This window comes from Alcanivorax sp. (assembly GCF_002733835.1).
In the GTDB taxonomy this organism is placed as follows: Bacteria; Pseudomonadota; Gammaproteobacteria; order Pseudomonadales; family Alcanivoracaceae; genus Alcanivorax.
In genome coordinates, this window is record NZ_NVWY01000038.1 from 1 (window position 1) to 12,273 (window position 12,273).

A 12,273-nucleotide genomic window follows, 5' to 3' on the forward strand; every position below is an offset into this window, starting at 1 on the left:
CGGACCTGCTGGAAGCGGCGGGTATTGCACTGGATCTGAACCCGGCGCAGATTGGTAAGTGTGTCGATACTGTGGGTGTGGGTTTCATGTTCGCCCCGAATCACCACAAGGCCATGAAATATGCGGTGGGGCCGCGTAAGGAACTGGGCATGCGTACCCTGTTCAATATTCTTGGCCCGATGACCAACCCGGCTGGCGTGCAGCGCCTGGTGATGGGCGTGTTTTCGGAAAAGCTCTGTCGTCCCCTGGCAGAAGTCATGGGCCGCTTGGGTGGCGAACACATCATGGTGGTGCACAGCAAGGATGGGCTGGATGAAATCAGCCTGGCCGCGCGCACCCATGTGGCGGAATTCAAGGACGGTGAAGTGCAGGAGTACGACCTGACACCAGAAGACCTGGGACTGGAATCCGATTCCCTGGTGGGCCTGGACGTGACGGACCCGGCGGCGTCGCTGGCGCTGATCAAGGACGCCTTCGGCAAGCGCACCACGGAAGCGGCCAACAAGGCAGCAGACATGATTGCCTTGAACGCCGGTGCCGCCATTTATGTCAGCGGTGTTACCCGGACTCACAAAGAAGGGGTACGCATGGCCGAAGACCTGATCCACAATGGAGAAGCCGCAGAGCGTATGCGTGAGCTGGCTCAGTTCAGCACAGCCCTCAAGGTTGGCGACGAATCAGCATAAGGAGCGAGGTTATGAGCACAGGCACTATTCTCGACAAGATTATCGCCCGCAAGCAGGAAGAGATTGCCGTCGGCAAGAACAATTACACCTTGGGCGATCTGCAATCCATGGCAGAGAACCAACGCAAGGCGCGGGGCTTTATCGCCAGCCTGTTCGACAGGGTGAAAGACCATCAACCGGCGGTGATTGCTGAAATCAAGAAAGCCTCCCCCAGCAAGGGTGTGATCCGCGATGATTTCGACCCGGTGTCGATTGCCCGTAGCTACGAAGCCAACGGCGCAGCCTGTCTGTCGGTGCTCACCGACAAGGATTTCTTTCAAGGCGATGAGCATTACCTGCGTGCTGCCCGCAACGCGGTGGACCTGCCGGTGCTGCGCAAGGATTTCATGATCGACCCGTGGCAGATTTTCGAGTCCCGGGCCATGGGGGCGGATGCGGTGCTGCTGATTGCTGCGGCGCTGTCCGATGCCCAGATGAATGAGCTGTATCATGCTGCCCAGCGTGCTGGCTGCGACGTGCTGGTGGAAGTCCATACCGAAGAAGAGCTGCACCGGGCGGTGGCCTTGAACGCCGAGCTGATCGGTATCAATAACCGTAACCTGCACACCTTCGAAACCAGCCTGGACACTACCCTGACGCTGGCACAACAAGTGCCCGGTGATCGCATGGTGGTAACTGAAAGTGGTATTCACAGCAGCGCTGACGTGAAATTGATGCGCAAGAGCGGCATCCACAGTTTCCTGGTCGGCGAGGCTTTCATGCGTGCTGAAGATCCTGGCGCTGAACTAAAGACGTTGTTCTTCTGAGTGCAAAGGTGGCGATATTTGTAGGTCGGCTTAGCCGCGAAGCGGCGTAAGCCGACAAACTGCGGTGGGTTTGAAAGGCTGCATGTCGGATTACGCCTTTCAGGCTCTCTGTGCCCTTGGGTAAATTCGACCTGCACGGTGACTGAAAACCAAGAGGCCGCGCCCAATCGCTTGGGCGCGGCCTCTTTCTTTAATGAATCAGTGATCTCGTCCGCGACGCTGTCAACTGTCCACTATCAACTGTCAATTTTTACCGCGTCCCGTAAACCACCATGGTCTTGCCTTTCACGGATACGAGGCCCTGTTCTTCCAGGTTCTTGAGTACCCGGCCCACCATTTCCCGGGAGCAGCCGACAATGCGGCCGATTTCCTGGCGGGTAACCTTGATCTGCATGCCATCCGGGTGCGTCATGGCATCGGGTTGCTTGCACAGGTCCAGCAGGGTGCCTGCGACACGACCGGTCACATCCAGGAATGCCAGGTCCCCCACCTTGCGGGTGGTGGCGCGCAGGCGGCCAGCGATCTGGGCGGATACCGTGAACAGGATGTCGGCGTCTTCGCGGGCCAGCTGCCGGAATTTGGCATAGCTCACCTCCGCGACTTCGCACTCGCTCTTGGCTTTTACCCAGGCGGAGCGAGAGGGGTCGTTTTCAAACAGCCCCATTTCACCGAAGAAATCCCCTTCATTGAGATAAGCCATGATCATCTCGCGACCATCGTCGTCTTCGATCATGACCGTCACAGAGCCTTTCAGGATGTAGTACAGCGCATCCGATTCATCGCCGGCATAGATGATCGTGCTTTTCGCCGGGTATTTGCGGCGGTGGCAATGGGCCAGGAAGTGGTCCAGATTTGGAATAATTTTGTTGCCGTCAGTCATGGGCGCTCAGTCTTGAAGCCAGAAAAATGTCTTAGCCAATAAGCGTATGGATATTGCCTGTTTTTATGAGTTATGCCAAGGGAACTGGCTCTCACTCTCGATTTTCACAGGGCAGGCGGTAGCTAAACCCGGATTAAGTAACGGGTTTTCGGCCAAATACGCCGATTTTCCGGGGGAGGGCGAAGACGATAAAATATTCCCGCGCGAGGCCCTCTGAAAGGGGTGGCGCAGGGGCCATGCTATGGTACTCTGCGCCCCCTTTCAGGGTGGGCGCAATCAGGCGTTCGGCTTGCGTTTGAGATGGGATGGCAGACTAGGAGAGCACCATGAAGGCAGTGGTTACGTGGCAGGGTGAAGCCTGCTATGAAGCGGAGACTGAAAGTGGCCACAAAGTGCTGATGGATGGCCCGCCAGACCATGGTGGCCAGAACCGTGGTCCGCGCCCCATGGAAACCCTGTTGCTGGGTGTGGGCGGCTGCTCTTCCTTTGATGTGATCCATATTCTTAAAAAGTCCCGCCAGGACGTGACCGATTGCCGCTGTGAACTGACTGCAGAGCGGGCCGATGAGGTACCGGCGGTGTTTAGCAAGATCCACCTGCACTTTATTGTCAGCGGAAACAGCCTCAAGGAAGCCCATGTAAAACGGGCGGTTGAGCTGTCGGCAGAGAAATATTGTTCTGCCAGTATTATGCTGACACGCGGTGGTGTCGAGATCACCCATAGTTATACCATTGAAGGCTGAGGTGCCCGGCGGGCGCCTCGGTAACGCAATATGCCGGCCTGGCCGGTGATTCGCGGCGTCCTTCGGGATGTTGCAAACAAGGTAGCCGCAAGGGTTGCGGTGGTGTGTTTGTCTTAACGTGGCGATGAAACGCCCATGGGGTACGGCTGTGGTGAAAGATCCCAATCCCAAGATTACGGTTCATGGTTTCAACAACCTGACCAAATCCTTGAGCTTCAATATTTTCGATATTGCTTACGCGAAGACCGAGCAGCATCGTCAGGAATATATCGAATATATTGACGAGCTGTATAACGCGGAGCGTCTCACCGAGATTCTCACCAACGTGACCAAGATCATTGGCGCCAATATTCTCAATGTGGCCCGCCAGGATTACGATCCTCAGGGTGCCAGCGTCACCATGCTGATTGCCGAGCACGAAACCCCGCCGGATGGGTCCGACTGGGATGAAGAGGCGCCGGGTCCGCTGCCGGAGACGGTGGTCGCTCACCTGGACAAGAGTCACGTGACGGTGCACACCTACCCGGAATCCCATCCGGATAACGGTATTTCCACGTTCCGCGTGGATGTGGATGTTTCCACCTGCGGCGTGATTTCCCCGCTGCGCGCGTTGAACTACCTGATCCACAGTTTCGATTCCGATATCGTTACCGTGGACTATCGGGTGCGTGGCATGACCCGGGACCTGGATGGCACCAAGCATTTTATTGATCACGATATCAATTCCATCCAGAACTTCCTGACGGAAGACACCCAGAACGCCTATCAGATGATCGACGTGAACGTGTATCAGGAAAACATCTTCCACACGAAGATGTTGCTGAAGGATTTCGATATCGATAACTATCTGTTTGGTGCCGGCAGCGACGAGTTTGAGCAGGAAGAGCTGGATCAGATCGAAGAGCGTTTGCGCACGGAGATGCTGGAGATTTTCTACAGTCGCAACCTCGGTTAAACCCGCAGCACGCTTCACGCTGCATGCGACACGCAAAACAAAAAGGCCGCACCTTGGGTGCGGCCTTTTTGTTGTTGGCTACGAAGCCGCTGTAGGAGCACCACTCGAGGTGCGAAACGAGCGACAGCGAGGCGACCCTTTCAGGACTCGACAGATTTTTCTATCTGGAATGCCTGATCGTCCTTCGGCCGATTTCACGCTACGCGTGGTTCGCACCTCAAGATGTGCTCCTACAGGTGAAATTCTTGAAGCGTTGGTTAGGGAGCCTCTGAATAACTCCTTGCATGCTCAGTCTTTCAGGCTGGTTCGCAGTCTATACCCCATTCGGGGCACAGAGGGCGCGCTTTTGAAGGTGTCCCCTAACTGGGATCGAGATATGTCCATCCATCAAAAAAGTGCAACAACGAGTGCGGGCCAGCCTGAAAGACCCGAAGGGCGCGGCCTGGAGCGCCCATCTGCTACGCCTTGTCTCTTGGAAAGGGAGCCACCCTGACCATCGAGACAAGACACAACAGCTGCACGCTCCAGACCACGCTGAGTACGCAAGGAGTTATTCAGAGGCTCCCTAGATACGATAGGTGGTAAAGGTCATCACCTTGCTCATCAGCGTCATGGCGTGGCGTACGGGAAGAGGCAGGTCGGCGCCGCCGGCGTCTTTGGCGGTGACGGCATGTTTGAGCTCGTCGGTCTTCATCTGCTCAAGAATGGCCCGGGTGCGCAGGTCACTTTCCGGTATCTGATAGAGATGGGATTCCAGGTGTTTGACCACCTGATTTTCCGTTTCCGTGACAAAGCCCAGGCTCCAGCGGTCGCCAATTAGCCCGGCGGTGGCACCCACCGCATAGCTCATGGCATAGAACAGCGGATTAAGCTTGCTGGGCACGCCGCCCAGTTCCTGAATGCGCTCCTCACACCAGGCCAGGTGGTCCTCCTCTTCCCGGGCGGACTCTTCCATGGCGTGGCGAATATGCGGCAGGCTGGCGGTGCTTGCCTGGCCCTGATACAGCGCCTGGGCACACACTTCACCGGTATGGTTAATACGCATCAGCCCCAGCACATGGCGGCGCTTGTCGCTGGGCAGGGTACCGGCTTCGGGGGCATCGGGTGCCGGGGAGGCATGGGCAGGAGTTCGCTCCGCCTGGATGGTGCCCGGGGTAAGGGTACGCAGGGCGTTGTCAGCGCGGGCGAGCAGCTTGTCCAGGGGGGATAGTCGGCGTTCGGTCATGGTCTACGCATCAGGCAGCATGCAACAGGCTTGCACGCATGAAAGTTTAGGGAGTTCTAGTGTAGCCTAAGAGCGCTTCAATGGAAGCTGCTCGGCTTCTCCAAATATACTAACAAGGAAACTGTCGCCCCGCGTGAAGCCTGTTGCGTGAAGCCTGTTGCGTGCGGCGTGTTGCGTAGACCATGAGTGATCTTAACGACCTGAAAATGCTGCTCGAATCCCGCTATCCCATTGTGGTGATTGAAACCTGGGAGGAGTTGCGGGCGCTGGACCTGATACGCCGCCTGGGGATGCGGGAAGGGCGACCGGTATTCGGCTGGAATGCGGTGGACGGCCTGCGCCGGCTGGAGCTTGAAGACAGCCCCAGCCAGAAGCACACCATTGAGCCGGATGCCATGCTGGGGCAGATTCGCGGTACCAATGAGCCGGGGATCTATGCGTTGTGCGACCTGCATCCTTATCTGGATGGGGAGCCGAAGCATGTGCGCTTGCTCAAGGAAATCGCCCTGCACCACGAGCGCCTGCATCACACTCTGGTGTTGATCAGCCATGAGTTAACCATCCCGGCAGAACTACGCCGTTATTGCACCCGTTTCAGTTTGTCCATGCCCGATGAAAAACAGCTGGAACATATCGTTCAGGATGAGGCGCGTCGTTTCAAGAAAGAGCGGGGCGAACGGGTGCGCGCGGACCGGGCATCGCTGGACCGGCTGGTGCGTAACCTGCGTGGTTTGAGTGTGGAAGATGCCCGCAAGCTGGCCCGTGGGGCGATTATCCACGATGGCGCCATCACCGAGGCGGACCTGCCGGAAGTGAACAAGGCCAAGTTTGCGTTGATGGAAATGGACGGCGTGCTGAGCTACGAATACGACACTGACAGCTTCGCTAATGTGGGCGGGTTGCAGGGGCTGAAAGACTGGCTGGGCAAGCGTGAAAGTGCCTTCCATGGCAATCAGGGTGAAGGTATCGACTCGCCCCGTGGGGTGATGCTGGTGGGCGTGCAGGGCGGCGGTAAAAGCCTGGCGGCCAAATCGGTGGCCGGGCTTTGGGGGCTGCCGTTGCTGCGCCTGGATATGGGCGCTATCTACAACAAATTCTTCGGGGAATCCGAGCGCAATGTGCGCGAGGCGTTGGCCATGGCGGAAACCATGTCGCCCTGTGTGCTGTGGATCGATGAAATCGAGAAAGGGATTGCGGTGGGTGATAACGATGGCGGCACCTCCCGCCGGGTGCTTGGCACCTTGTTGACCTGGATGGCGGAAAACCGCAGTCAGGTGTTTATGGTCGCCACCGCCAACGATATTGAACGGCTGCCCCCGGAGTTGATCCGCAAGGGGCGTCTGGACGAGATCTTCTTTGTGGATTTGCCGTCCAGTGAGGTCCGGGAAGTGATCTTCCGAATCCATCTGCAAAAGCGCGGACAAACCGTATCAGCGTTTGATCTGGCTCGCCTGGCGGAGCACAGCGATGGCTTTACCGGCGCTGAGATCGAGCAGGCGGTGGTGGCCGGGTTGTATAGCGCCGGGGCCGGGGATCAGCCACTGGATCAGGCCTTGCTGGAGGCCGAGCTGGAAGCGACCGTACCGCTGTCGGTGACCATGGCGGAATCGCTGGCGCGGCTACGACAATGGTGCCAGGGGCGGGCGGTCAGTGCCGGCGCGTAACTGCGGCTTGGCGGTTTGCCCCTGTGCTTGATCAGGCGTGCCTTCTTAGTCGGGCATTTCGTCGTTGCTTAACCATGAGTCCGCATCGGTGCTGTCGGGTTGGGTAAACCGAACCAGTGTCTCTCGTAATACATTCAATTCCACGGGTTTGGGCAGGTGGGCGTTCATGCCGGCTGCCAGGCTGCGGTCTTTGTGCTCACGCAGGATATGGGCCGTCAGGGCCACAATGGGCACCGCTGGCAGGCCCTGTTTTTGCTCCTGTGCCCGGATCATCCGGGTGGCTTCAAAGCCATCCATTTCCGGCATTTCGCAATCCATCAGGATCAGGTCGTAGCGCGTGCTGCTGGCCAGCTCCAGCGCTTCCTTGCCGTTGGAAGCGATATCCGCTTTCAGGCCCAGTTTGCCCAGCATACCGCGAATCACCTTCTGGCTCAGGTAATGATCTTCCGCCACCAGCAGTTTCAGGCCGGGGTCTGGCTGGTGTTGTGGTTGGCTGTGTTCTGACACCGACGGATGCCCCAGGCCTAATTCTTCTGCCAGCGCCTGGCGCAGCCGCGGTGCGGAGACCGGCTTGGACAGCACACGGTGAATGCCCACATTGCGGGCCTGGGTCGCCGTGGGGGCATTGTTGATGCCGGTGAGCATGACGAGCACGGTGGGATGCACGATGACCGGGTCTTCATGGATGCGGGCAGCCAGTTGCATGCCGTCCATGCCGGGCATGTGGTGATCCAGGACAACGATATCGTAAGGCTCGTTGATGTTGGCCTGGGTGCGCAGGGACGCAAGAGCCTCGCGTGGGTCCTGGCAGGCGGTGACGCGCATGCCCCACGAGAGGGCGTGGTGACGCAGTACCCGGGTCACGGTGCTGGAGTCGTCCACCACCAACAGGCTGCGTCCGGAGAGCGCGGTTGTATCCACGCTGGTGCTTGGCGGGGGGGCATCCTCGGCAGGCAGTGGCACCACGAACCAGTAATGTACATCCTTGTGATCCTGCAATGTCCCCATGCGTCCGCCCAGGGCTTCCACCAGTTGTTCGGCAATGGCCAGGCTCAGGTGGCTGCTTTCATTCTGTTTCTGGTTGTCTCGCAAACGCTTGAGGGTTTCCTCATTCATGGCGCTGCCGGTGAAACCAAAACGAACGCGGTCGGCCTGCCCGGTGGGTTCCATGGAAACGTCCACCACCATTTCGCCGGGGAGGCCATGGCGAATCAGGGCGCCCGTCAGGTTGGTAAGAATCTGACGCAGGCGGCCGGCATCGCCGACCACCCGGCCCGGCACATTGGTGTGCACATGGGTGATCAGTTCTATCTGCTTTTCTTCCGCCCGTTCCTTGAACAGATCCACGGCTTCCATGACCAGGTCATGAATATCCAGTGCGCTGTGGTTGATGTCGGTGCCGCGGGTGGAGAGCTGCGAGTGCTCCAGGACATCGTTGATGATGCGCAGCAGGTTGTCGCCGGCGTTCTGAATGGCGCCGACGCACTCGCGCTGGTTCGGGGTCAGCGGGGTGTCAGCGAGGATTTCTGCCATGCCGAGGATGCCGCTGAGCGGGGTGCGTACATCATGGCCAATCCGTGACAGGGTTTCCCGACGCGTGGCATCCACGGTTTCCGCCACGGCCTGTGAGCGTTTTTGTTCGATATGCAGAAGTGCTTGATGGCGGTGGCTGACCCGCAAGCCGATGCCCAGAGTGACTGCCTCCAGCATGGTGGTTGCCAGTAGCCACTGGGGCAGTTCTGCGCTGGTTTGCAGGATGCCCAGATAGGCCAGACAAACCAGCAGGGCAGGCCCGCTGACCAGAAGCGTAGTCAGGAAAAACAGTCCGCCGCCATTCAGCTCCCGGTGCCAGCTGGTGTAGCCCAGAATCAGCAAAATGAATGCGGCCAGGCTGACGATGGCGAAGCTGGCACTGGCGGCCAGGGCGACGGGGAGCACGAGGATCAGGGGAATAAAGGCCAGTGAGCCCCATTTCAGTCCCACCATGATGCGGTGCAGAAGCGGGGCCTTGACGGAAAGATCAAAAAAGGAGCGCGCGACGCCGGTGGCGGAAAACAGCGCGATCATCATCATCACGAACAGGGTGCGGGGCTGAACGGTACTGTTCTCTGTCAGCGACTGGGGAAGAAAACCGGCCAGAACCAGACTGATGACCAGAATGGAGAGAATAAAGCCGCAATGGTAAAAGTAGGTTCTCCCACCCCGCATGGCGCCGGCGATCAGGTTGTAGATGGCGAGAATCAGCAGGGCGCCGGCGAGCAGCATGTACACGGCGTTGGTGTGGCTTTGTTGTGCCACCTGGGCGTTGATGTCGTTCAGGGTCAGGCCGTAGGTGAGGTAGCCCTGGGGCTGGAGTCGCAGGTAGATCAGCTGTGGTTCGCCGGTGGGCAGGTGTAGCCGGTAGCTGGCCTCCCGGCCGGGTATCCGTTGCTCCTGGCTCGCCTGGGTGTAATGGCCATCTGCGCCGGGCAAAAACACGCGGGCATTGGGGTTGCCTGTGACAACCAGTGCGTAGTCCTGTTGATTGCTCAGTTCGTTTTGCAGGGCGACGCGCACCCACCAATAACCGTCGCGAATCCCTAGCCGTTCGATATAGCGTGTGGCGGGCTGGAAGTGCTCGGTAATGGGGGGCTGGCTGATAGTGCGAATATCCGCGCCGCCGGAGGCATCACGGTAATATTCCGAATAGATGGTGATGCGTGCCTGGTCAGGCTGGCTATGGACGACAAAGGGCGGGGGCGCGTCTGCGAAGACTGCATTGGCGCTGGCGCACAGGGCCAGCACCAGGAGAAAGAATAGAGAGTCAGGCTTGTTTAGCCTCAGCATGGGATTCTTCTTTTGCATCCGTCGGTTTTCCCCGGTCAAGCACATAGGCGTTCAAACCCGCTTCGGAGAGGATATAGGCTCCAAGCTCGCTACGTCGACCATCACCGCATACCACGTAGAAAAAATCCTTCTCGAGATTTTGTACTTCGCGGCGTAATTCATTGAGTGGCAGGTTGCGGGCACCGGGGGTGCGGTCATGGCGGAATTCCATGGGCAGGCGTACATCCACCAGGATGCAGGCGGTGTCGGCTTCCAGCACCATCGTGTCCAGCTCATCTTCCGTGACGTGGCGAATCACGGAGTCCTGCAGGATTGCCTGAAAATCGTTTTTACCCAGACACATCAATACCCCGTCGCTGGTCATGGTGATGGTGGCATTGCGTGGGCTGTCGCTGATCAGGGCGTCTTCACCAAAGAAGCGGCCGGCGGAGAGGGCGGCCAGAGTTTCCTGCTTGGCTCCCCTGGTGCGGGTGACCATGGCTTTCCCCTGTTTGATCACGAACAGGGTGTCGCCGTCTTCGCCTTCGGTGACAATGGTTTCGCCGAGCTGGACTTCGCGTTCTTCGAATTTCACGAACAGGCTGTGAATCATGGCCGGGGGCACTGCGGAGAACAGTTCCGAGGAAAGCAGCGCGTCCATCCAGTCCCGCTCATTTTCATCGTCGTCTTCGTCAAGCATGGACTCGGCGGCCTGGGTCCAGGTCATCAGCAGGTCCAGCTTGTTGCGGTCGATGGCGTAGAGCGTGGTGGCTTCGGCGGTGATGGCGTTGATGGTGTGTTCGGCGTAGTTGTCGATGGCCAGGTAGTTTTCATCGTCGTCAGCGGTGAAGTGGCGCACCTGAAAACTGGCATCGGTGAGATCCAGCGAACCTTCGATCAGGAAGTAGGCCTTGTCGCTGCTCTGGCCGCGCTTGAACAGGAGTCGACCGGGGCCGATCTTGATGACTTCGATCTGGCCCTGGATTTCATTGCGATGGGATTCACTGAGGCAGTCAAAAGGAATGAAATCCTCAAGACGTGAAATATCCGCCGTTTGATTCGACATGGCAACCCCCGAAGGTGTGTTGGTAGGCGAGCCGGGTCCGGCTCACCTTTAATTCTTAGTTGCCTGTACTTTATGCTTTTTCGCGGGCCACTGCACGGTAGCCGATGTCGGAACGGTATTGGGCGTCGCGCCATGTGATCTGCTTCACACCCTCATAGGCGTTGGCCTGGGCGTCGCCCACGGTGTCGCCGACGCCGGTGACGCACAGGACCCGGCCACCACTGGTGACCACCTGGCCGTCTTTTTCGGCGGTGCCCGCGTGGAAGACTTTCACCGTATCGGAATCGGCCTGATCAAGCCCGTCGATCACGTCACCCTTGTTGTAGCTGTCCGGGTAGCCGCCAGCGGCCATGACCACACCGAGGGTGGGGCGCGGGTCCCACTGGATGTCGGTCTGGTCCAGTTTGCCGTCCAGTGCCGCCAGGCACAGGGCGGCCAGATCGGACTGCAGGCGCATCATGATCGGCTGGGTTTCCGGATCACCAAAGCGGCAGTTGTATTCGATCACCTTGGGGGCACCATCCGGGTTGATCATCAGTCCGGCGTACAGAAAGCCGGTGTAGGGCATGCCTTCAGATGCCATGCCTTCCACGGTGGGGGTGATCACCTCGTCCATGATGCGCTGGTACACCGCATCGGTGACCACCGGGGCCGGGGAGTAGGCGCCCATGCCGCCGGTGTTGGGGCCGGTGTCGCCGTCGCCGACGCGCTTGTGGTCCTGGCTGGTGGCCATGGGCAACACGTTCTTGCCGTCCACCATGACGATAAAGCTGGCTTCTTCGCCTTCCAGGAATTCTTCAACAACCACCCGATGGCCGGCGTCGCCAAACTTGTTGCCATCCAGCATGTCGCGTACCGCGTCTTCCGCTTCCTGCAGGGTCATGGCGACGATCACGCCTTTGCCCGCAGCCAGGCCGTCGGCCTTGATCACGATGGGGGCACCCTGCTCACGGACGTAAGCCAGCGCTTCGTCCATGTCGGTGAAGTTGCCGTAGGCCGCGGTCGGGATCTTCTGGCGCGCCAGGAAGTCCTTGGTGAAAGCCTTGGAGCCTTCCAGCTGGGCAGCCGCCTTGCTGGGGCCAAAGCACTTCAGACCGTTCTCCTGGAAGGTGTCTACCAGGCCTTCCACCAGTGGGGCTTCCGGGCCGACGATGGTCAGGTCGATGCCGTTGTCCTGGGCAAAGGCCTGCAGGGCTGGCTGATCCAGTACATCAATGGCCACGTTTTCCAGCTTGGCTTCGCGGGCGGTACCGGCATTGCCCGGCGCCACAAACACTTTTTCTACCTGCTCAGCCTGAGCCACTTTCCAGGCCAGCGCATGCTCGCGGCCACCGCCGCCAATGATCAAAACTTTCATTGAGGTTACTGCCTCTTCTGACGTTGTCTCAATGGGAGAGGGGCCAGACGTCGGACGTCGGACGCTAACCCGATTCTGTCGTCAGA

General features: G+C 58.9%; 10 protein-coding genes. 5 read left to right on the forward strand and 5 right to left on the reverse strand.

What is annotated here, in order from left to right:
• Together trpD and trpC are read left to right on the forward strand one after the other, a co-directional pair.
• The coding region (gene trpD / locus COA55_RS13870; RefSeq protein WP_290502633.1) for an anthranilate phosphoribosyltransferase at window positions 1–686 on the forward strand (686 nt) is incomplete at its 5' end.
• A gap of 11 nt (window positions 687–697) precedes the next feature.
• The gene (gene trpC / locus COA55_RS13875; RefSeq protein ID WP_290502634.1) at window positions 698–1,492 is read left to right on the forward strand and encodes an indole-3-glycerol phosphate synthase TrpC; all 795 of its coding nucleotides are present in this window, start codon (window positions 698–700) and stop codon (window positions 1,490–1,492) included.
• A gap of 250 nt (window positions 1,493–1,742) precedes the next feature.
• Here the strand turns inward: trpC and crp are convergent, their stop codons facing one another.
• Window positions 1,743–2,372, reverse strand: coding sequence for a cAMP-activated global transcriptional regulator CRP (gene crp, locus COA55_RS13880; protein WP_007151459.1), 630 nt, complete (start codon window positions 2,370–2,372; stop codon window positions 1,743–1,745).
• Between the two features lie 326 nt (window positions 2,373–2,698).
• On the opposite strand from crp, the gene COA55_RS13885 reads away from it, so the two are divergent.
• Together COA55_RS13885 and speD are read left to right on the forward strand one after the other, a co-directional pair.
• The gene (locus tag COA55_RS13885) at window positions 2,699–3,115 is read left to right on the forward strand and encodes an OsmC family protein (protein WP_290502635.1); all 417 of its coding nucleotides are present in this window, start codon (window positions 2,699–2,701) and stop codon (window positions 3,113–3,115) included.
• Window positions 3,116–3,239: 124 nt separating this feature from the next.
• Entirely contained in the window at window positions 3,240–4,070 is an 831-nt protein-coding gene (gene speD, locus COA55_RS13890; protein WP_007149942.1) for an adenosylmethionine decarboxylase, read from the forward strand.
• Window positions 4,071–4,635: 565 nt separating this feature from the next.
• On the opposite strand, the gene coq7 is transcribed toward speD, so the two are convergent.
• Window positions 4,636–5,295 carry a 2-polyprenyl-3-methyl-6-methoxy-1,4-benzoquinone monooxygenase gene (gene coq7 / locus COA55_RS13895; RefSeq protein ID WP_290502636.1) on the reverse strand — a complete coding sequence of 220 codons (660 nt, stop codon included), beginning with the start codon at window positions 5,293–5,295 and terminating at the stop codon, window positions 4,636–4,638.
• A gap of 182 nt (window positions 5,296–5,477) precedes the next feature.
• On the opposite strand from coq7, the gene COA55_RS13900 reads away from it, so the two are divergent.
• Complete coding sequence (locus COA55_RS13900; RefSeq protein ID WP_063518524.1) at window positions 5,478–6,959, forward strand: AAA family ATPase; 1,482 nt, start codon at window positions 5,478–5,480, stop codon at window positions 6,957–6,959.
• Between the two features lie 45 nt (window positions 6,960–7,004).
• Here the strand turns inward: COA55_RS13900 and COA55_RS13905 are convergent, their stop codons facing one another.
• The 3 genes from COA55_RS13905 to purD form a co-directional block, all read right to left on the reverse strand.
• On the reverse strand, window positions 7,005–9,803 hold the full coding sequence (locus COA55_RS13905) for a hybrid sensor histidine kinase/response regulator (protein WP_290502637.1): 2,799 nt from the start codon (window positions 9,801–9,803) through the stop codon (window positions 7,005–7,007).
• The gene (locus tag COA55_RS13910; RefSeq protein ID WP_290502638.1) at window positions 9,763–10,830 is read right to left on the reverse strand and encodes a cyclic nucleotide-binding domain-containing protein; all 1,068 of its coding nucleotides are present in this window, start codon (window positions 10,828–10,830) and stop codon (window positions 9,763–9,765) included. The genes COA55_RS13905 and COA55_RS13910 overlap by 41 nt, the downstream gene beginning before the upstream one ends.
• Window positions 10,831–10,900: 70 nt before the next feature.
• The gene (gene purD, locus COA55_RS13915) at window positions 10,901–12,187 is read right to left on the reverse strand and encodes a phosphoribosylamine--glycine ligase (RefSeq protein WP_290502639.1); all 1,287 of its coding nucleotides are present in this window, start codon (window positions 12,185–12,187) and stop codon (window positions 10,901–10,903) included.
• Window positions 12,188–12,273: the final 86 nt, after the last annotated feature.